The organism is Pseudomonas sp. AG1028 (assembly GCF_007993955.1).
GTDB lineage: Bacteria > Pseudomonadota > Gammaproteobacteria > Pseudomonadales > Pseudomonadaceae > Aquipseudomonas > Aquipseudomonas straminea.
The window spans coordinates 30,747-50,551 of record NZ_VIVP01000005.1; the positions used below are offsets into that span (position 1 = coordinate 30,747).

Here is a 19,805-nt window from a genome sequence, read left to right on the forward strand (position 1 = left end):
CTTGTTGGGGGTCAGGCCGCGGCCGCCAGGACGCGCGACAGGGCGCGAGCGCTGCCTCCGTCGAGGTCGAGCACGGCGTCGAGGATGGTCTGGGCGCGCTGCGGCGCCACGGCGGTATGTGCGTTGTCGAGGAACTTGGCGACGATGTCCGCGCTGCTCAGCGGACGATCCGCAGCACCGCGGTTGATCGCCTCGCGGTGCCGCAGCTCGCGCCCGTCCCTTAGGGTCACCAGTACCTCACCGGAGTAATGGCGCGGAAAGCCCGACTGTGGGTCGATCTGGTAGTCGATCCGGTCCATCAGCGCCAACGCTGCCGGGTCGGTGAATGCCTCGGGCTCTAGGTCCGGTAAACCGAAGCGCCCGCGTAGCAGGCCGCTGGCGATGGCGTAATGCACACTGAATTGCGCCTCGTAGCTGTTCGCCGGCTTGCGCTTGGCCGCCTGCGGCTCGCAGACGATGCCGATGGTTTCCTTTGGCACCAGAGCGGTGATGCGCACGATGTCTTCAGCGGGCACACCCTGGCCATGCAGGATCACCGCCGAGTCGGCCACCGCATGGGTGAAGTGGCATGCCGGCACCGGCTTGACCGCCACCTCGCCGACCTCCCAGACCTCGCCGAGGTCGGCAGTGGCCAGGGTGTAATCGCATTCGGACTCGCGCTCACCCAGGTGGCTCTTGAACAAGCCGAAGCGCCCCTCGTACACCGCCTGCGGGCCGGTGAAACCGTGACGTGCAAGAGTTGCGGCGGTCAGTCCGGCCACCCCGGCCCAGCCAGGGTGCATGCGCTTGGTCCAGGCGCCGTCCTCGAGAAACTCCAGGCTGCCGGAGGCAGTGCTGAGCACGATGCCCTGGGCCATCGCCAACTGGACGGCTGTCTGCTGCTGCAGCTTGCCGGCGATCAGCGCACAGCCGAAGGCACCGATCAGCCCGGTGGGATGAAAACCGACCTGGTGAAATCCGCCCTTGGCTACTGCCGCCACACGAGTCGCCACTTCCATGCCGAGAACGTAGGCCGTCAATAGATCCCGGCCGCTGCTCTGGTACTGCGCCGCGATACCCAGGGCGGCCGGAAAGCAACTGGCCGTGGCGTGAATGACGCCGCGACCGTGGGTATCGTCGAAGTCCAGACCGTGGACGAGCGTGGCATTGAGCAGCATGGCGTCACGCAACGACAGCTTGGCACCCAGGCCGATCACGTCGCTGTCGCCCTCGCCCAGCTCACGGGCGGCGGACAAGGTACGCTGGGCAAACTCGTAGCCGGTCGAGGCCAGGGCGATGCCTACCGCATCGAGGATCAGGTGCTTGGCTCGCTCGCGGGCGGCCTCGGGAATCGCCTCGTAGTTCAGCCCTGCGGCGAACCGTGCAAGGGTGGCGGCGATGTTGTTTTCGGCAGAGGCAGTCATTGCGGTTGTCCTCAGTTGACCAGCGACAGCGAGATCGCCGGGATGAAGGTGATCAGCATCAAGCCCAGCAGTCGCACGCCATAGAACGGCATGACGCCGCGCGCCACCTCATGCACCGGCTGCTTGGAAATGCCGGCCATGACGAACAGATTCAGACCGATAGGCGGTGTGAGGGTGGCGATCTCGACGTTGGCCACCATGATCACGGCGAAGTGGATCGGGTTGATGCCCAGGTGCGTGGCGATCGGGAACAGCAGGGGCGCGGTGAGGACGATCAGCGCGATGCCATCGAGAAACATGCCCAGAATCAGCAGGATGATGTTGGCCATGATCAGGAACTGCCAGGGGCTCAGGTCCATGGCGCTGACCAGCTCCACCAGGCTGGCCGATACCCCCATGCGGGCCAGGGCGAAACCGATCAGGCTGCCGCCCATCACCACCGCGAAGATCATGGTGGTCTGCAGCAAGGATTCACGGGCCACGTCCCAGATGCCGCCCAGGGTCACGCTGCGGTAAACCACCAGGCACAGGAAGGCGGCGTAGGCGGCGGCGAACGCCGAGACCTCGGTGGGTGTCAGGTAACCGGTGTAGATGCTGCCCAGAATCAGCACCGGCATCAGCAGGGCTGCACCGGCGCCGGGCAGCTTGCGGCTGAAGGCGCCCCAGTCGGCCCGCTGGGCCTTGGCGCCGTAACCATTGCGCCGCGAGAAGAACATCACTGCGATCATCAGCAGGCAGGCCTCCATCAACCCTGGCAGAACCCCGGCGATGAACAGCTGGTCCACCGGCAGGCCGACGATCGAGCCGATCAGGATGAAACCCAGCGACGGTGGAATCATCAGCCCCAGGGTGCCGCCCACCGCGACGATGGCCGCGGAAAAGCGCTTCGGGTAGTTCTCCTTGGTCAGCCCACCCACGGTGGACGAACCAATCGCCGCCGCCGAGCCGACGCTGGAACCGGATACCGCCGCGAAGAACACGCTGGCGATCATCGCGGTCAACGCCAGGCCGCCCTGGACCGCGCGTACCACGCTGCCGACCAGCTGGATCAGCAACTCGGCAATATTGCCGCGCATCATCAGGTTGCCAGCCAGCACGAACATCGGAATGGCCATCAGCGGGTAACTGTTGATTGACTTGAAGGCCGTCTGGGCGATCACCGTGGTGGGTACCCCGGCCACGAACAGGATCAGGCCGGTGGTAACCAGGCCCAGGGCAACGGCCACATGGGTGCCGATGGCCAGGAACATCAGCATCGTCAACAAAGCGAGAATGAGCAGCATGGCGATGCCTCCTAGAGTTGCGAGCCGCTGATTTCGCCATTGCCGAACGGGTCACGTCCGCGCAGGGCGATGATCAGGCAGCGCAGGTAATAGGTGAGGAACAGCAGCGCGCCCAGCGGCATCACCGAGAACAGCAGCCACAGCGGCAGGTCGAGGTTGGACTCGGTCACCATTCCCATCGTGTAGTAGCGCTTGACCTGGGGCAGTGCGGCATAGAAAAGCAGGCTGCAGAAGCCCACGCCGACCAGGCTGGAGAGCACCAGGCAGGTTTTCTTGAGGGCCGGGGGCAAGCGTTCGACGAGCATTTCGGTGCGGATGTGGTTACCCGCATTGCCGGCTGCGCCAAGGGTCAGGAAGAACGCCCAGATCATCAGGTAACGCACGCTTTCCTCGGCCCAGAAGGCGCTGGTACCGACCGTGGCGCGCAGCACGCCCTCGTAGAGCATCACAGCGATTGCCAGCATGAACATGCAGGTGGCAACGTTGAGCAGCACCTTGCGCTCGAACAGCAACCACAGGTTCAACCGCTTGGGCTTGATCAACAGAGAGGCGTCGCCGAGCACCTCCCGCGCCGGTTTCACGCTCGAAGGCTGGCCACTCATGATGCGCACCTTTTCTCGATGGCCTGCATGGCAGGCAGTACATCAGGATGCTCTTTGGCAAAGGTCTGCTTGTTGGCCTCGGAGATCTGCTCCCAGCGCTTGATCTCCTCGGCATCCGCGGTACGGAACTGGGCGCCCTGAGCGGTCATCTTGTCGATCAGTTTCTGGTCCTCGACCACCACCTCTTTCCACTGCTTGGCGACGACCTCGTCCATGCTGGTGGTGATGGCCTGCTGCTGGGCCTGCGGCAGTTCGTCGAACCACATCTTGTCCACCACCACGGCATAGGTGCTGAGCGAGAAGTTGGGCACGTACCAGCCATACTTCCCGGTCTTACCGATCATCTCTGCCCAACCGCCTGCCGAGGTGAATACGCCGTCGATAGCACCCTGGCCCAAGGCACTGCTCATCTCCGAGGCAGGCATGGACACTGGGCTGGCGCCCAGGCTGCGGATGGTATCGAGGAACACCCGGCCACCGATCACCCGCACTTTGGTGCCCTTCACGTCCTCGAGCTTCCGCACGTCATGACGGGCGAAGATGAAGAACAGATCGGCGGCACGCAGCAGCCCGAGAATCTTCAGGCTGCGCGGCTCGACATAGGACGACATCAGCTCGGTCAGGCCCTTGGCATAACACTGATCGTTCATCAATTCGTCAGTCAGGGTGAACGGCAGGTTGATGGCGCCGAGGCGCGGATCGATGGTCTCGATGCGCACCGATACCGGCCAGACCATCTGCACCGCGCCGGTGCCGAGCGCCGCCAGAGCGTCCTGATCGTTGTACAGCTGGGCCGAGGGAAACACCTTGACGTCGATCTCACCGTCGGTGCGCTTGCGTACCAGCTCGGCGAATTGCTTCATGTAGCCGTTTTTCCAATGGCTGGCGGCAACCTCATTGGGCAGTACCAGTTCGGCGGCGAGGCTGGCGGACGATACTGCAGCCAAGGTGCAGATGGCGGCTGAGGCCGCGATAACGCGCTTTAGCATGGACATGGTATTTCCTCGTATTTGTTCTTGTTGAGGAACTGCGTACAGCGTTGGCGATGGGGGCAGCAGCACCGGCGTCAGTAATTGGCGGCATCGTCGAGCGTGTTGCCCTCTCTCATCTGAATCAGCACGTTGCGCTCGAAGGTCATGAACACCGTGCCGTCGGCCTTGGTGCCGATGGTCTTGACGCTGATGATTCCCTGGTTGGGTCGCGACTTGGAGGCACGCTTGTCGAGTACCTCGGAGGCGGCGTAGATGGTGTCGCCTGGAAACACCGGCGCGGTGAGCTTGATGTCCGTCCAGCCCAGATTGGCGATGGCCTTGCCACTGACATCCGGCACCGTCATGCCGAGCACGATGGCGACGGTCAGGCCGCTGTTGACCAGTGGCCGGCCAAACTCGCTCTTCGCCGCATAGGCGGCGTCGCAATGCATGGGATGCAGGTTCATGGTCAGCAGGGAAAATTGGATGTTGTCGGTTTCGGTAATGGTGCGGCCGGGGCGATGCTCGTACACGTCACCTATTTCAAAGTCTTCGAAATAGCGGCCGATCTGCCCGCGGTAGCGCTGTTCGCCAATCTGCTTGACGCTCATGGGGAGCTCCTTCTTGTTGTCTGGCGATAGAATCGCCTTAGTTATTAGGTTGTCCGGACAACAGGATAGGAGACGAAAAATATTCTTGCCAAGACCAAGGCATGAAATGACGACTTCAACGCTCTTTTTTAGAGGGTCTAACGGAAATTAGGTGTCTCTATTTCAACGCTTTCAAGAGTAATCAACCGTTTGTCGGCAGCAGCGCTGCCGGGCTGAAATTAGCTCATTGCAGCGATGGTTCCCGCCGATTATCGCCTCGCCCTGCGTCCCGCCGGGCTGCCGCCGCCCGGACAGGCGCGCCCTCGCAGATCGATCCAGGCGTACGGCACGGCTCGATTACACTTGAAATGCTGATGCGCCGTACCACTGCACGTAGCCGTTTGCCCAACCTGCGCCCGCACCCTAGAATGCCGCGATGCAAAATGACCTCGATCAGCGACTCACTTCTCTAAACCCAGCCCAGCACCATGCGGTTACCACGCCGCCCGGTCATCAACTGGTGCTGGCCGGTGCCGGCTCCGGCAAGACCCGCGTGCTGGTGCACCGCATCGCCTTTCTGATCCAGCGCCTGGACGTCTCGCCGCACAGCATCCTGTCGGTGACCTTCACCAACAAGGCAGCGGCCGAGATGCGTCATCGCATCGAGGACGTGCTCGGGCAGAGCCCGGCGGGCATGTGGGTCGGCACCTTCCACGGCCTGGCGCACCGCTTGCTGCGCGCACACTGGCAGGAGGCCGGGCTGGTCGAGAACTTCCAGATTCTGGATTCCGACGACCAGCAACGGCTTATCAAGCGGGTGATCCGCGAGCTGGGCCTGGATGAGCAGCGCTGGCCGGCCAAGCAGGCGCAGTGGTTCATCAACGGCCAGAAGGACGAAGGCATTCGCCCGGCCGGCATCCAGGCCAGTGGCGATCTGTTCCTGGCCACTATGCGCAGCATCTACGAAGCCTACGAGGCGGCCTGTGCCCGTGCCGGGGTGATCGACTTCGCCGAGCTGCTGCTGCGCGCCCTCGATCTGTGGCGCAACAATGCCGGTCTGCTGGCGCATTACCAGAAGCGCTTCCGGCACATCCTGGTCGACGAGTTCCAGGATACCAACGCGGTGCAGTACGCCTGGCTGCGCTTTCTCGCCATGGGCGGCGAAAGCCTGATGGTGGTGGGCGACGACGACCAGTCGATCTACGGCTGGCGCGGCGCGAAGATCGAGAACATCCAGCAGTTCGACAGCGACTTCGCCGACGCCGAGATCATCCGCCTGGAGCAGAATTACCGCTCCACGGCGAACATCCTCAACGCTGCCAACGCGCTGATCGCCAACAACCAGGGGCGCCTGGGCAAGGAGCTGCGTACCGATGTCGGCGATGGCGAGCTGATCAGCCTGTACGCCGCCTTCAACGAACACGACGAAGCGCGCTACGTGGTCGAAACCATCGAGGACGCCCTGCGCAAGGACGGCCTGCGGCGCAGCGACATCGCCATCCTCTACCGCTCCAACGCCCAGTCGCGGGTGCTGGAAGAGGCCCTGCTGCGTGAAAAGATTCCCTACCGCATCTACGGCGGCCAGCGCTTCTTCGAGCGCGCGGAAATCAAGAACGCCATGGCCTACCTGCGCCTGATCCACCAGCGCGGCAACGATGCAGCACTGGAGCGGGTGATCAACGTGCCGGCCCGCGGTATCGGCGAGAAGACGGTGGAAACCCTGCGCCAGTTCGCCCGCGCCAACGACCTGTCGATGTGGGCCGCGCTGCACGAAGCGGTCGGCACCAAGGTGATCGCCGGCCGCGCCGCCAGTGCCTTGAACGGCTTCGTCGAACTGATCGACACCCTGGCCCTGAAGGTCGAGGGCATGCAATTGCACAGCACAGCGCAGTTGGTGATCGAACAATCCGGCCTGCTCGCCTATCACCGTGACGAAAAGGGCGAGAAGGCCCAGGCTCGCGTGGAAAACCTCGAGGAGTTGGTGTCCGCCGCCCGTGCCTTCGACTCCTACGAAGGCGAGGAAGGCGACGACGCGCAAACGCCACTGGCCGCCTTCCTCGATCATGCCTCGCTGGAGGCTGGCGACACCCAGGCCGCCGAACATGAAGACAGCGTGCAGATGATGACCCTGCACAGCGCCAAGGGCCTGGAATTCCCGCGGGTGTTCCTGGTGGGCATGGAAGAAGGCCTGTTCCCCCACAAGATGAGCCTGGAAGAGCCCGGCCGCCTGGAAGAGGAGCGCCGCCTGGCCTACGTGGGCATCACCCGGGCCATGCGCAACCTGGTGATCAGCTACGCGGAAACCCGCCGCCTGTACGGCAACGAAACTTACAACAAGGTCTCGCGCTTCGTGCGTGAAGTACCGCCGCACCTGGTGCAGGAAGTACGCCTGTCCAACAGCGTCAGCCGGCCGTACGGCAGTGGCAGCCGCAGCATGAGCGGCAGCAGCCTGTTCGCCGGCAGCGCCGTGCCGGACACCCCGTTCAACCTCGGCCAGCGCGTGCAACACTCGCTGTTCGGCGAAGGCACCATCCTCAACTTCGAAGGCTCGGGGCCCCAGGCACGGGTGCAGGTGAACTTCGAGAGCGAAGGCAGCAAGTGGCTGATGCTGGCGTATGCCAAGCTTGAAGCCATCTAAAGAGCACACTCACGACCCTGCGGGCATACGTACGGGCAGCCGGTGGCGCGAACATGTAGGAGGGGCTTTAGCCCCGAGCTCTTTGCACGCTCATAAAACTCGGGGCTAAAGCCCCTCCTACGGATTAAGCGAAAGGCCGCTTTCGCCCACTTTGCAGTCAAAATAGATAAGCCCCCGACATGAAGATCGTGAACACGCTCTAAGTCAGCTCGACGATTACAACCATGGCAGCCGCCATTACGGACGGCTGCCAATAACAAAAGCAATCAGGGCAAGCTGCTCGACACTCAAGGGAGAACACCATGAACCGCCGCAATCTGTTCGGCGCCGCGATGGCGCTGCTCGCTGCCATCGGTCTGGCCGGCTGCAAGGAAGAAACGCCCGCTGCCGGGCAAGGCGCCACCGCTGCAAAAGCCGAAACCTTCCACTGGAAGATGGTCACCTCCTGGCCGAAGAATTACCCGGGCCTGGGCACAGCCGCCGAGCGCCTGGCCGAGCGTATCAACGCCATGAGCGCCGGGCGCCTGACCGTCAAGGTCTATGCCGCCGGTGAGCTGGTGCCGGCTTTGGAAGTGTTCGATGCGGTATCGCGCGGCACCGCCGAAATGGGCCACGGTACGCCGTATTATTGGAAAGGCAAGGTGCCCGCCGCGCAGTTCTTCTCGTCGGTGCCGTTCGGCTTGTCGACCTTGGAAATGAACGCCTGGCTGAGCAAGGGCGGCGGTCAGGCCCTGTGGGACGAAACCTACGCGCCCTACGGCGTGAAGCCGCTGTCGGCGGGTAACACCACCATGCAGATGGGCGGCTGGTACAACAAGGAAATCAACTCGCTGGACGACATCAAGGGCCTGAAGATCCGCATGCCAGGCCTCGGTGGTGAAGTCTGGACCAAACTTGGCGCCATCACCGTCAACCTGCCTGGCGGCGAGATCTTCACCGCCCTGCAGACCCACGTGATCGATGCCACCGACTGGGTCAGCCCTTACAACGACCTGGCCTTTGGTCTGCATAAAGCAGCCAAGTACTACTACTTCCCGGGCTGGCAGGAGCCGCAGGCGGTGGTCGAGTCGATGGTCAACCAGAAGGCTTTCGATAGCCTGCCGGCGGATCTGCAAGCCATCGTCGTCGAGGCCGCCCGCGCCGCGACTCTGGACATGATGGACGACTACGTCTTCCACAACGCCAAGTCCCTGGCCCAGTTGAAGGAACAGGGCGTGACGATCAAGCGCTTCCCTGACGAGGTACTGGCGGCGATGAAGCGTGAGTCGCAAACCGTACTCGAAGACCTGGCCAGCCAGAACGACCTCAATGGCCGTATCTGGAAATCCATGAAGACCTTCCAGGACGAAGCCACGCCGATGGGCGAGGTGACCGAGAAGGAACTGTACAACTGGCGCTGAGGCGTCAGCGGATGCGCAATGAAACGGAACCAGCGGGTTCCGTTTCATTTCCCACCATCGTGAGCAGGCCTGCTAAAGGCCGTCTCGCTGGGCAAAAGCTCGAAACATTCTGTTGCTGGTCATGCCGATCAGCCCCGGGCAAGATGCCCGTCAGTGTTTCAACAACCAAGAGAAACCGATAATGCAGCGTTTCCTCAGCATCGCCCTGGTAATTTGCCTGGGCCTGTCCTTCAGTTTGACTGCCGACGCCAAGCGTATGGGCGGCGGCAAATCCTTCGGCGCCGCGCCGAGCCACCAGACTCGTCAGGCCACCCCACCTTCCCAGCCTAATTCCACTGCCGCCGCGCCAGGCCGTACGCCGGCTGCCGCAAGCGGTGCTTCGCGCTGGCTCGGCCCGCTGGCCGGCCTGGCCGCTGGCGGCCTGCTGGCGTCGATGTTCATGGGTGACGGCTTCGAAGGCCTGCAGATCATGGACATGCTGATCTTCGGCCTGATCGCCTTTCTGTTGTTCCGCTTCCTGGCAGCCCGTCGCCAGAAGCAGCAGCCGAACGTCGCCGCTGCCGGTGGTGCCCCGTTCCAGCGTGAGGCCCACGGCCAGCCGCAGCCGGCTCAGCCGTCGATCTTCGGTGGCAGCAATGCGGCTGCCATCAAGCCGGTGATCAACGCACCGGCCTGGTTCAACGAGGAAAGCTTCGTCAACGCTGGTCGCGAGCACTTCCTGAACCTGCAGCAGCACTGGGACGCGAACGACATGGACAAGATCGCCGAGTTCGTGACCCCGCAACTGCTGGAGTTCCTCAAGCGCGAGCGCGCCGATCTGGGTGACGGCTTCCAGTCCACCTACATCGACAACCTCGAGGTGCAGCTGGACGGTGTCGACGACCACGCCGACAAGACCATTGCCACCCTGACCTTCAGCGGTGTCTCGAAGACCTCGCGCTTCGACCAGGGCGAAGCCTTCAGCGAAAGCTGGCGCCTGGAGCGTGTGGTTGGTGAAAACCAGCCCTGGCTGGTCGCCGGTATCCGCCAGAACGGCTGAGCCGCTACTTACAGACAAAACCCGGGCTTGCCCGGGTTTTGTTTTTTCGCACTGCAGTTTTCGGAACCTCCAGGCGCTCATCGCACCCAACGGGATACGAAACCCGTCGCAAGCCGCAACATGGCGTTTTGCCTTTGCACGGCTTGTGACTATTTTCCATTCAGCGTAAAAAGCTGCGTTATCTAGGAAGCCGCAGAGCAGACGAGGCCAGTCGGGCCTGCGTCGGCTTCGTGCGTTTCAGAATCTGATGAGAGTCGCCGAACTCAGGTGGAGCCGCCGTGGAAGAAGTCATCGAACAACTGCGTGAATTGAACGAGCCGGTGCCGGTGCCGCTGGAACTGCCTGACGAGGAGCTGCTGGTGGAGATTGAGGAGCAGATCCTCATCAACCTGCCGTTCGAGCTGCGCGAATTCCTGCTCAAGGTCAGCGACGTGGTGTACGGCCGCCTGGAGCCGGTCACCGTCACCGATCCGCAATCGCACACCTACCTACCCGAAGTGGCCTCGGTCGCCTGGTCCCTGGGTGTGCCGCGCGAGCTGGTGCCGATCTGCGAAGACCGCGGCAATTACTACTGCGTCGAACAGGACGGCACCGTGCTGCTCTGGGACGGCGAGGAAGAAGACCTCACCGACGACAGCTGGGACTCGGTCTGGCATTGGGTGCGGGAAGTCTGGCTGGAGGAGTGATTCGTCGGCATTAGGCAATCACCGTCCCTGGGTATCGCTGCGCTCAACACCAGACTACGCAAGGCGAACTCTTTCTGTAGCCCGGGTTGAGCGCAGCGATACCTGGGAACAAATTGAGTAACGGAATACAAAAAGGGCGCCTTCTGGCGCCCTTGTCGTTTCAGTGATGCCCCGGTGTTTCCGGCTTGTCGAGGGTCTCGAACAGGGCGATCTGCAGACGCGTGTGCACGCGAATGAACCAGCGCCACAGCACGGCCACCACTCCGGCCGCGACCACGCCGACCAACAGCAGCATATCGTTAGACGGCAGGATGCTCGACGACAGCGCGGTGAGCAGCACCATGATGCCGACCAGAGACAGCAGCGGGATCACCTCGGAAATCACCTTGCGCACCCGCGCCGTGTGGCGGCCGGCCTTCTCCTGGCGCACGCCCATTTCGGCGAGCAGCATGGAGAGTGCCTTGATCTTGCGATAAGCAGCGATCAGGCACGGCAGCGAGAGGATCAGCGCCGCGCCCCAGATCACCGCCTTGCGCAGGTTCTCCTGGTCGATCCACTCGGCCAGCCAGGCACCGATCTGCGCGGCGAAGAAGGCGATACCGAGGAAGATCGCCACCACGAAGGCCAGGTTGACCAGCACCTGCAGAACGATCTTGCGGATCATGCCGGCCAGCACCGCGCCCTGCCCTTGCGGCTGGATGCTGCGCAGCCACTCACCGTACAGCGAAAACACCCGCGATACGCGCTGCGGCATCACGTTGCCGAGGCTCACCGCCAGCGGATCGGCGGCGCGGATCAGGTAGGGGGTGGTCAGGGTGGTGATCACCGAGACGGCGACCGCGACCGGGTAGAGGAAGTCGCTGGTCACCTGCAGGGTCATGCCCAGGGTGGCGATGATGAAGGAGAACTCGCCAATCTGCGACAGGCCCATGCCGACGCGCAGTGAGGTGCGCCCGTCGTTGCCGGCGATAAAGGAGCCGACGCTGCACGACAGCACCTTGCCGACGATCACCGCCACGGTGATTACCGCGATCGGCCAGGCGTATTCGACCAGCACGTTGGGGTCGAGCAGCAGGCCGATGGCGACGAAGAAGATCGCGCTGAACATGTCGCGTACCGGCTCGATCAGGCGCTCGATCTGCAGCAGCTGCCGCGACTCGGCCATGATCGCACCGATCAGGAAGGCACCCAGCACCATGCTGTATTCCAGCTTGACCACCAGCAGGCAGAAACCGAAGCACATGCCCAGCACCGCCACCAGGAGCATCTCGTTGCTTTCGAACTTGGCCACGTAAGCCAGGATACGTGGCACCAGGATGATGCCGATGACCAGCGCTACGATCATGAACAGCGACAGCTTGCCGACAGTGGCGAACACTTCGCCGGTCTCGACCGTGCCGCTCAGGGCGATACCGGACAGCAGCGCGATGATGCCGATGCCGAGGATATCCTCGACGATCAGTACGCCAAAGATCAGTTGGGCGAAGCGCTCGTTCTTCATCTTCAGGTCGCCTAGCGCCTTGATGATGATGGTGGTCGAGGAAATCGCCAGGATCGCACCGAGGAACAGCGAGTCCATGGTGCTCCAGCCGAAATAGCGGCCGATCTCGAAACCGATCCAGATCATCAGGATGATTTCCAGGAATGCGGCGATGAACGCCGTGGCACCGACGTTGAACAGCTTGCGCAGGCTGAACTCCAGCCCCAGGCAGAACATCAGGAAGATCACCCCCAGCTCGGCCAGGGTGCGGATGGTTTCTTCATCGTGGATCAGGCCGAACGGCGGCGTGTGCGGGCCGATCAGGAACCCGGCGAGGATATAGCCGAGCACCACCGGTTGCTTGAAGCGGTGGAACAGCACGGTAACCACGCCGGCTACCAGCATGATCACCGCTAGATCCTGGATGAAGCTGATGGCATGCATGAGGAAACGGCTCCTTGTTTTTGGGCAGGCGGCAACGCGCTCGGGCGGTTGCTCGATGGCGCATTGGCGCCTGCTGGAAGGGGGGAAGATCGACCCTGTGCAGGGCCATGCTGATCGCAGGTTAACATCCGCGCCAGACGCGTCGCGGCGTGGAAATATTCGGAAATATTTGCCGCAAACCGCGAGTTGGTACGCGTTACAGCACCACTGGGAAAAGACGCCGGACATCTCGTCAAGGTCACCGGCTGGCGGCAACCGACAAGGCTTTGCGCGCTATTGCTGAATGGACGCTCGGGGCGGCTGCGGTTCGGCACTGACCTTCAGGTAGCTACCCGCCACGCTGATGCCAAAGCCGCCGTACGCCTGGCAACGCTGGTCGATCACCTCCAGCACCTGGATATCGAGCCCTTCGTGCAGCAGCTCGACGGCGCAGCCATTAGGCAACTCCGGCGAAGCCAACCGGTAATAGGCCTTGTCACCCTGCAAGGCGCCCTGCAACGTACCGATGGCCGCCGGACCATATTCCTCGACCTTGCCGCCGGCCCGTAGTGGCGCAAAGTTCGCTCGATAGCTGCCGTCGGCCTGGCGGCTGATGTCCAGGCTGCTCCATACCGCCGCGCCGGCGTAGCGCAGGTAACGACCATCGAGGCTGGCGGCCAGTTGCGGGTAATCCACGGCCGCGGCTACCGCGCGCAGGTTGTTGCGCGTGGCGGTGCCCTGCATGCCATCGGCCAGGGCGACGTTCAGCCAGGCGCGGGCCTGGCCGGGCTGCTCGAGACGCAGGCTGGTCACCACCAGGTTGTTCAATGCCAGCTCACGGGCTGCGAGGCTGTCCGAATCCTGCTGCTCGGCACGCCGCAGCTGCCGCTCGAAGGCTTCGGCGGCATCGTCGTAACGGCCTGCCTGATAGGCCGCGGTGCCGGCTGCATTGCACAGGCTGACGCTGTCGCAAGGCTGGGGAGCGGCCTGGGCAACGCCGGCGAACAAGGGCAGCAGGGCCAGGCAGATAACGGAGCGCGTCATGGGATCGTCCTAATGAGTGAGAGACTATGGCTCTAGGAGTGAAATGCCGGTACATACGTTGCAGCAATCGAGCGCATAGACACAATCGACCAGCCAACGCCGCGCAGACGGCCGACAATCACGCCCCGTCCACCTGATGAGCGAGACCTTATGGAACCCGGCAACGCGCAACTGACGATGACCGTCCTGATGACCCCGGACATGGCCAACTTTTCCGGCAATGTACACGGCGGCACCCTGCTCAAGTACCTCGACGAGGTGGCCTACGCCTGCGCCAGCCGTTATGCCGGGCGCTACGTGGTCACCCTGTCGGTGGACCAGGTGACCTTCCGCGAGCCGGTGCACGTCGGTGAGCTGGTGACCTTCCTAGCCTCGGTCAACTACACCGGCCGCACCTCCATGGAGGTGGGCATCAAGGTGATCACCGAAAACATCCGTGAACGTTCGGTGCGCCACACCAACAGTTGCTTCTTCACCATGGTGGCAGTCGACGAAAACGGCAAATCCACCGAAGTGCCGCCTCGTCAACCGGAGAGCGCGGAGGAGCGCCGACGTTTCGAACAGGGCCGTCAACGCCGAGAGATCCGCCAGGAACTGGAAAACCGTTACCGAGCGCTCAAAGGCGACGCGTGACGCGGCCTACAGCACCGACGAGGCAAGCCGACACATCTTGTATAAAGACCTTTTAGTTATAAGTAATATTTTAATATAAAATATCGGTCTTTATGGTCGGGCAATCCGACCCTGGCCGTTACGCTGTTCTGCGCGGTATCCGCTGCCGCGCAGGCATGCCAGGCCCTCTTCACCAAGGAGACCGCATGCCGCATCACACACCCTTGATTGCGACGATCGCTGCCGGCTTCGTGCTGGCCTACCTGTTCGGCAGCCTGGCCAACCGCCTGCGCCTGTCGCCACTGGTAGGCTACCTGCTGGCTGGCGTGATCGTCGGCCCCTTCACTCCCGGCTTCGTTGCCGACAAGGAGCTGTCCCACGAAATCTCCGAGATCGGCGTGATCCTGCTGATGTTCGGCGTGGGCCTGCACTTCTCGCTCAAAGACCTGATGTCGGTCAAACACATCGCTATCCCCGGTGCCGTGGTGCAGATCGCCGTCGCCACGCTGATGGGCATGGGTCTGTCCTGGGCGATGGGCTGGGGCTGGGGTGCTGGCCTGGTGTTCGGCCTGGCGCTGTCGGTGGCCAGTACCGTGGTGCTGCTGCGCGCCCTCGAAGAGCGCCAGCTGATCGACACCCGCCGCGGCAAGATCGCCGTCGGCTGGCTGATCGTCGAGGACCTGGTGATGGTTCTGGCCCTGGTGCTCCTGCCGGCGCTTTCCGGGGTGCTCGGCGGCATTCCCCAGGGCGACGGTTCCAGCAGCATCGGCATGCAGTTGCTGATCACCCTCGGCAAGGTCAGCGCCTTCGTGGTGCTGATGATCGTGGTCGGCCGCCGGGTCATTCCCTGGCTGCTGGAGCGCAGCGCCGGCACCGGTTCGCGCGAGCTGTTCACCCTCGCCGTGCTGGCCATCGCCATGGGCATCGCCTACGGCTCGGCGCAGCTGTTCGGCGTGTCCTTCGCCCTCGGCGCGTTCTTCGCCGGGATGATCCTCAACGAGTCGGAGTACAGCCACAAGGCTGCCGAAGATTCGCTGCCGCTGCGCGACGCCTTCGCGGTGCTGTTCTTCGTTTCGGTGGGCATGCTGTTCAACCCGGCGATCCTGCTCGAGCAGCCGCTGCTGGTAATCGGCACCTTCCTGGTCATCGTGCTCGGCAAGTCGCTGGCGGCGATGCTGATCGTGCTGGCCTTCCGCAAACCGCTGAGCACCGCGCTGACCATTTCGGTGAGCCTGGCGCAGATCGGCGAATTCTCGTTCATCCTCATCGGCCTGGGCATCGGCCTGAATCTGGTGCCGGAAGCGGCGCGTGACCTGGTGCTGGCCGGCGCGATCCTGTCGATCCTCTGCAACCCGCTGCTGTTCCTGGTCATCGACCGCCTGCAGCCGTGGCTGGACCGCCGCGAGAACACCACGCCGGCGGACCAGGTCACCGTGGAGCCGGACGAAGACCACGACCTGCACCCGATTACCGAGACCGGCCACGCCATCCTCATCGGCCATGGCCGTGTGGGCAGCCGCATCAGCCGGCGCCTGCGCGAAGAAGGCGTGCCGCTGGTGATCATCGACGACAACCGCACCCGCGCCCAGGAGTTGCGCGAGGAAGGCTTCAGCGTGGTGCTCGGCAACGCCGCCAGCACTCACGTGCTGGAGTTGGCCAACGTCACGTCGGCACGCTGGCTGATGATCGCCATCCCCAACAGCCTGGAAGCCGGGCAGATCGCCATTCACGGCCGTCAGGCCAATGCCGATCTGGACATCATCGCCCGTGCTCACTTCGATGATGAGGTCGACTATCTGCAGACCCACGAAGCCGATCTGGTGGTGATGGGCGAGCGGGAAATCGCCCGGGTGATGTTCGAGCGTCTCGGCCTGCAGGCGCCCGCGCCGGTTGCCCCGCTGCCGATCATCCCGCCCGGCCTGGCGAGCTGACGCCCAGGCAGACCAACACCCGATTCACGGCGGCAACTGTCACCGTGGATCGGGTAAGCTGGGCGCTCTTCGTCACGAGTTCGCCTGCCATGCTGACCCTCGGCAACCTGTTCATCCTGATGCTGCTCGCTGCCGGCGGCGCCTGGCTGTGGCACGGCCACGGCATTCGCGAGCGCGCGCTGATCCGGGTCAAGCAGCATTGCGCCAAGCTGGATATCGAGTTGCTCGATGGCAACGTGGCCTTCCAGCGCTTCGGCATCGTCCGTGATGGCAGCGGCAATCGCCGCTTCGCGCGGGTCTACGGCTTCGAATTCACGGTAACGGGCGAACAGCGCCATGCCGGGCGCATCGTCATGTTCGGCGCCCACGTGGGCACCATCGAGCTCGATCCCTATCCATTTCGTGAGCCGCCAGAGGCCTTGCCACCGGTAGTCGAAACGGCGCCAGCACCAGCGCCGCGCAAGACCGGCCAGGTGATCGAACTGCAACAATGGCGCCGCGATCACCCCGCTTCGCGCGACTGACTGGCCTGGCCCCTGTGCTATCGTCGGCAGTCCACCTGCCTGGCGAACCTGCTGCAATGTCATCCCGCCCTCTGCGCATCGTCCTGCTGACCGCCCTGTTGCTGGCCGGCCTGTGCCTGAGTGCCTACCTGGCCGAACGCCAGGCCGAGCGCCAGCGCCTGCAGGAGACCGGGCTACAGGCCCAGGAACAACTGGCTGCCTACGCCGGCACGCTGCAGACGCTGATCGACCGCTATCGTGCCCTGCCTGCCGTACTCGCGCTCGACCCGGAACTGGTGGAGGCGCTGCAAAGCCCACTGACCCCGGTGCTGCAACATCGCCTGAACATCAAGCTCGAAGCCATCAATGCCGCCGCGCATTCCTCCACGCTACAGGTGATGAACGCCGACGGCCTGGGCGTCGCGGCCAGCAACTGGCGCCTGCCGACCAGCTACGTCGGCCACGACTACAGCTTTCGCCCCTACTTCAGCGAAGCTCGTGAGCACGACACCGGGCGCTTCTACGCAGTGGGCGTGACCAGCGGCATTCCCGGCTACTTCCTCTCCCATGCGGTGCGCGACAGCCGCGGGCGCTTCCTCGGCACCGTGGTGGTCAAGCTGGAGTTTCCCGGCATCGAGCAGGCCTGGAGCCAGAGCCCCCACGTGTTGCTGGTCAGTGATCGACAGGGCATCACCTTCATCGCCAACCGCCCGGCGTGGCGCTACCGTGAGCTGCAGCCGATTGCCGCGCCGGTGCACGAGACCCTCGCCGCCACCCGTCAGTACGACAAGAAGCCGCTGGCACCACTGAGTTATCAACAGCGCCAGACCCTGGGCGATGACGGTCGCCTGGTGCACGTCGTCAACCGCGAACTGGCCGGCGATTACCTGTGGGAAACCCGGGACCTGGCCAGCGAAGGCTGGACCCTGCACCTGCTACGCGATACCCGCAGCCTCGCCGGCAGCAGCTACACCGCGGCCCTGGCCGCAGGCGGTACCTGGCTGGCGCTGTTCCTGCTGGGCCTGGTGCTGCACCAGCGCTGGCGCATCGCCCGCCTGCGCCAGCGTACCGCCGATGAGCTGCAGGCCCTGGTCGAACAGCGTACCGCAGCACTGCGTACCGCCCAGGACGGCCTCGTTCAGGCGGCCAAGCTGGCGGCGCTGGGGCAGATGTCGGCGGCGCTGGCCCATGAGATCAACCAGCCGCTCACCGCCCTGCAGGTGCATCTCGGCACGCTGCGCATGATCCTTGCCGACGGTGAACTGGAAGAAGCGCGCCAGTCGCTGGGGCGCCATGAGGAACTGCTGCAGCGCATGGCCGCCCTGGCCGGCCACCTGAAAACCTATGCCCGCAAAAGCCCCGGTGGCCTGCGCGAAACCCTGGAACTGGGCGCCGTGCTCGACAAGGCCCTGCAGTTGCTGGAGCCGCGCCTGCGGGACGTTGCGGTGCAGATCCAGCGCACGCCCGAGCAGCCGGCCTGGGTCGCCGGTGATGCCATCCGCCTGGAACAGGTGCTGGTCAACCTGATTCGCAATGCGCTGGATGCCATGCAGGACTGCCCGGTGCCGCGCCTGAGCCTGGAACTCTTGCTCGACGGTGATCACTGGTTGCTGCATGTCGACGACACCGGCAGCGGTATCGCCGCCGAGGCCCTGCCCCAGCTGTTCGATCCTTTCTTCACCACCAAACCGGTAGGTGACGGCCTGGGCCTTGGCCTGGCGGTGTCCTACGCCATCGTCCGCGAACTGGACGGCGACCTGCAGGCCGCCAACCGCCCAGAGGGCGGCGCGCGGTTCACCCTGCGCCTGCCCGCCGCCACTGCCCCACAGGAGCTGCCATGAAACCCAGCGTGATATTCGTCGACGACGAAGCACCGATCCGCGACGCCGTGCGCCAGTGGCTGGAGCGCTCCGGCTTCGAGGTACACCTGTGCGCCAGCGGCCGCGAATGCCTGGAGCGGCTGCCCGAGGATTACCCCGGCGTGGTGGTCAGCGACCTGCGCATGCCGGGCATGGACGGCATTGCGCTGCTCGAGCAGGTGCAGGCCCGCGACCCCGAACTGCCGTTCCTGCTGGTCTCGGCCCACGGCGACGTGCCCCAGGCCGTGGAAGCCATGCGCCTGGGCGCCTATGACTTCATCGAGAAGCCGTTCACGCCGGAACGCCTGCTCGGCAGCCTGCGCCGCGCCCTGGAGAAACGCCAGCTGACCCGCGAGAACCACCAGTTGCGCCAGCAGGTCGAGCACAAGGACGAGCTCGCCGGGCGCCTGCTCGGCTCGTCCGCCACCATGGTGCAATTGCGTCGCCAGGTGCTGGAGCTGGCACGAACTCCCGCCAACGTGCTGATGCGCGGCGAAACCGGTAGCGGCAAGGAACTGGTCGCCCGCTGCCTGCACGACTTCGGACCGCGCGCCAAAGGCCCCTTCGTGGCGCTCAACTGCGCGGCCATCCCGGAGAACCTGTTCGAGAGCGAGCTGTTCGGCCACGAAAGCGGCGCCTTTACCGGCGCTCAGGGCAAACGCATCGGCAAGATCGAACACGCCAACGGCGGCACCCTGTTTCTCGACGAAATCGAAAGCATGCCCCTGGGCCAGCAGGTCAAGTTGCTGCGCGTACTGCAGGAGCGCCAGCTGGAGCGGCTCGGCTCCAACCAGGTGATCAGCCTCGATTTGCGGGTGGTCACCGCCACCAAGCCGGACCTGCATGAGCGCGTGCGCGAGGGCACCTTTCGCCAGGATCTGCTCTACCGCCTCAACGTCGCCGAGCTGCAACTGCCGGCATTGCGCGAGCATCGCGAGGACGTGCCGCTGCTGTTCGAGTACCACGCCCGACAGATCGCCGAGCGCTTCGCGCGGCCGCTGCCGCCAGTCACTCCGGCGCTGTTGGCCCAGCTGCTGGCCCATGACTGGCCGGGCAACGTTCGCGAACTGGTCAACGCTGCCGAGCGGCACGTGCTGGCGCTGCCCGCCTCGGCCAGCCAATCGGCCACTGTGGATAACTCCCTCAGCGCGCGCATGGAGGCCTTCGAGGCGCAATGCCTGCGCGAGGCCCTGGCCAGTTGCCACGGTGACATGAAGCTGGTCACCGAACTGCTGCAACTGCCGCGCCGTACCTTGAACGAGAAGATGCAGCGCCACGGCCTGCTACGCACCGACTTTCTCGACAGCGAGCAGTAACCTGCCGGCTGAGCTGCACCTGGCA

Annotated in this window: 16 protein-coding genes; 9 read left to right on the top strand and 7 right to left on the bottom strand. The window is 64.0% G+C overall.

Going from position 1 to position 19,805, the window contains the following annotated elements:
- Positions 1 to 11 precede the first annotated feature (11 nt).
- From FB481_RS09155 to FB481_RS09175, 5 genes are all read right to left on the bottom strand, one after another.
- On the bottom strand, positions 12 to 1,403 hold the full coding sequence (locus tag FB481_RS09155) for an MmgE/PrpD family protein (RefSeq protein WP_147176144.1): 1,392 nt from the start codon (positions 1,401 to 1,403) through the stop codon (positions 12 to 14).
- 11 nt (positions 1,404 to 1,414) lie between these two features.
- Positions 1,415 to 2,686, bottom strand: coding sequence for a TRAP transporter large permease (locus FB481_RS09160; protein ID WP_093506573.1), 1,272 nt, complete (start codon positions 2,684 to 2,686; stop codon positions 1,415 to 1,417).
- Positions 2,687 to 2,697: 11 nt separating this feature from the next.
- Entirely contained in the window at positions 2,698 to 3,288 is a 591-nt protein-coding gene (locus tag FB481_RS09165; RefSeq protein ID WP_147176145.1) for a TRAP transporter small permease, read from the bottom strand.
- Positions 3,285 to 4,283 carry a TRAP transporter substrate-binding protein DctP gene (gene dctP, locus FB481_RS09170; protein WP_147176146.1) on the bottom strand — a complete coding sequence of 333 codons (999 nt, stop codon included), beginning with the start codon at positions 4,281 to 4,283 and terminating at the stop codon, positions 3,285 to 3,287. The genes FB481_RS09165 and dctP overlap by 4 nt, the downstream gene beginning before the upstream one ends.
- Positions 4,284 to 4,354: 71 nt before the next feature.
- Positions 4,355 to 4,870, bottom strand: a complete 516-nt coding sequence (locus FB481_RS09175) for a MaoC family dehydratase (RefSeq protein WP_147176147.1) — start codon at positions 4,868 to 4,870, stop codon at positions 4,355 to 4,357.
- 415 nt (positions 4,871 to 5,285) lie between these two features.
- On the opposite strand from FB481_RS09175, the gene uvrD reads away from it, so the two are divergent.
- The 4 genes from uvrD to FB481_RS09195 all read left to right on the top strand — a co-directional run bounded on the left by uvrD (position 5,286) and on the right by FB481_RS09195 (position 10,612).
- Positions 5,286 to 7,487, top strand: a complete 2,202-nt coding sequence (uvrD, locus tag FB481_RS09180; protein ID WP_093506565.1) for a DNA helicase II — start codon at positions 5,286 to 5,288, stop codon at positions 7,485 to 7,487.
- Positions 7,488 to 7,789: 302 nt separating this feature from the next.
- The gene (locus tag FB481_RS09185; RefSeq protein ID WP_093506563.1) at positions 7,790 to 8,887 is read left to right on the top strand and encodes a TRAP transporter substrate-binding protein; all 1,098 of its coding nucleotides are present in this window, start codon (positions 7,790 to 7,792) and stop codon (positions 8,885 to 8,887) included.
- A gap of 181 nt (positions 8,888 to 9,068) precedes the next feature.
- Complete coding sequence (locus FB481_RS09190; RefSeq protein ID WP_147176148.1) at positions 9,069 to 9,926, top strand: Tim44 domain-containing protein; 858 nt, start codon at positions 9,069 to 9,071, stop codon at positions 9,924 to 9,926.
- 278 nt (positions 9,927 to 10,204) lie between these two features.
- Positions 10,205 to 10,612, top strand: a complete 408-nt coding sequence (locus FB481_RS09195) for an SMI1/KNR4 family protein (RefSeq protein ID WP_013789246.1) — start codon at positions 10,205 to 10,207, stop codon at positions 10,610 to 10,612.
- A gap of 160 nt (positions 10,613 to 10,772) precedes the next feature.
- Here FB481_RS09195 and FB481_RS09200 read toward each other — a convergent pair whose 3' ends face one another.
- Entirely contained in the window at positions 10,773 to 12,536 is a 1,764-nt protein-coding gene (locus FB481_RS09200) for a cation:proton antiporter (protein ID WP_093506559.1), read from the bottom strand.
- A gap of 273 nt (positions 12,537 to 12,809) precedes the next feature.
- Complete coding sequence (locus FB481_RS09205; RefSeq protein ID WP_147176149.1) at positions 12,810 to 13,559, bottom strand: tetratricopeptide repeat protein; 750 nt, start codon at positions 13,557 to 13,559, stop codon at positions 12,810 to 12,812.
- A 150-nt stretch (positions 13,560 to 13,709) separates the two neighbouring features.
- On the opposite strand from FB481_RS09205, the gene FB481_RS09210 reads away from it, so the two are divergent.
- The 5 genes from FB481_RS09210 to FB481_RS09230 all read left to right on the top strand — a co-directional run bounded on the left by FB481_RS09210 (position 13,710) and on the right by FB481_RS09230 (position 19,780).
- Positions 13,710 to 14,192: an acyl-CoA thioesterase gene (locus FB481_RS09210; RefSeq protein ID WP_075929089.1), complete on the top strand. Its 483-nt coding sequence runs from the start codon at positions 13,710 to 13,712 to the stop codon at positions 14,190 to 14,192.
- Positions 14,193 to 14,377: 185 nt separating this feature from the next.
- Positions 14,378 to 16,102, top strand: coding sequence for a YbaL family putative K(+) efflux transporter (ybaL, locus tag FB481_RS09215; protein WP_147176150.1), 1,725 nt, complete (start codon positions 14,378 to 14,380; stop codon positions 16,100 to 16,102).
- Positions 16,103 to 16,191: 89 nt separating this feature from the next.
- Complete coding sequence (locus FB481_RS09220; RefSeq protein ID WP_147176151.1) at positions 16,192 to 16,626, top strand: DUF3301 domain-containing protein; 435 nt, start codon at positions 16,192 to 16,194, stop codon at positions 16,624 to 16,626.
- 56 nt (positions 16,627 to 16,682) lie between these two features.
- On the top strand, positions 16,683 to 18,446 hold the full coding sequence (locus tag FB481_RS09225) for an ATP-binding protein (protein ID WP_147176152.1): 1,764 nt from the start codon (positions 16,683 to 16,685) through the stop codon (positions 18,444 to 18,446).
- The gene (locus FB481_RS09230; RefSeq protein ID WP_147176153.1) at positions 18,443 to 19,780 is read left to right on the top strand and encodes a sigma-54 dependent transcriptional regulator; all 1,338 of its coding nucleotides are present in this window, start codon (positions 18,443 to 18,445) and stop codon (positions 19,778 to 19,780) included. The genes FB481_RS09225 and FB481_RS09230 overlap by 4 nt, the downstream gene beginning before the upstream one ends.
- Positions 19,781 to 19,805: the final 25 nt, after the last annotated feature.

Excerpts from the sequence above, each read along its gene's own strand:
- ybaL (WP_147176150.1), top strand. The coding sequence starts at position 14,378 with ATGCCGCATCACACACCCTTGATTGCGACGATCGCTGCCGGCTTCGTG.
- FB481_RS09190 (WP_147176148.1), top strand. The coding sequence starts at position 9,069 with ATGCAGCGTTTCCTCAGCATCGCCCTGGTAATTTGCCTGGGCCTGTCC.
- FB481_RS09160 (WP_093506573.1), bottom strand. The coding sequence starts at position 2,686 with ATGCTGCTCATTCTCGCTTTGTTGACGATGCTGATGTTCCTGGCCATC.
- FB481_RS09225 (WP_147176152.1), top strand. The coding sequence starts at position 16,683 with ATGTCATCCCGCCCTCTGCGCATCGTCCTGCTGACCGCCCTGTTGCTG.
- FB481_RS09175 (WP_147176147.1), bottom strand. The coding sequence starts at position 4,870 with ATGAGCGTCAAGCAGATTGGCGAACAGCGCTACCGCGGGCAGATCGGC.
- uvrD (WP_093506565.1), top strand. The coding sequence starts at position 5,286 with ATGCAAAATGACCTCGATCAGCGACTCACTTCTCTAAACCCAGCCCAG.
- FB481_RS09210 (WP_075929089.1), top strand. The coding sequence starts at position 13,710 with ATGGAACCCGGCAACGCGCAACTGACGATGACCGTCCTGATGACCCCG.
- FB481_RS09155 (WP_147176144.1), bottom strand. The coding sequence starts at position 1,403 with ATGACTGCCTCTGCCGAAAACAACATCGCCGCCACCCTTGCACGGTTC.
- FB481_RS09165 (WP_147176145.1), bottom strand. The coding sequence starts at position 3,288 with ATGAGTGGCCAGCCTTCGAGCGTGAAACCGGCGCGGGAGGTGCTCGGC.
- FB481_RS09200 (WP_093506559.1), bottom strand. The coding sequence starts at position 12,536 with ATGCATGCCATCAGCTTCATCCAGGATCTAGCGGTGATCATGCTGGTA.
- FB481_RS09185 (WP_093506563.1), top strand. The coding sequence starts at position 7,790 with ATGAACCGCCGCAATCTGTTCGGCGCCGCGATGGCGCTGCTCGCTGCC.
- FB481_RS09230 (WP_147176153.1), top strand. The coding sequence starts at position 18,443 with ATGAAACCCAGCGTGATATTCGTCGACGACGAAGCACCGATCCGCGAC.
- FB481_RS09205 (WP_147176149.1), bottom strand. The coding sequence starts at position 13,559 with ATGACGCGCTCCGTTATCTGCCTGGCCCTGCTGCCCTTGTTCGCCGGC.
- FB481_RS09220 (WP_147176151.1), top strand. The coding sequence starts at position 16,192 with ATGCTGACCCTCGGCAACCTGTTCATCCTGATGCTGCTCGCTGCCGGC.
- dctP (WP_147176146.1), bottom strand. The coding sequence starts at position 4,283 with ATGTCCATGCTAAAGCGCGTTATCGCGGCCTCAGCCGCCATCTGCACC.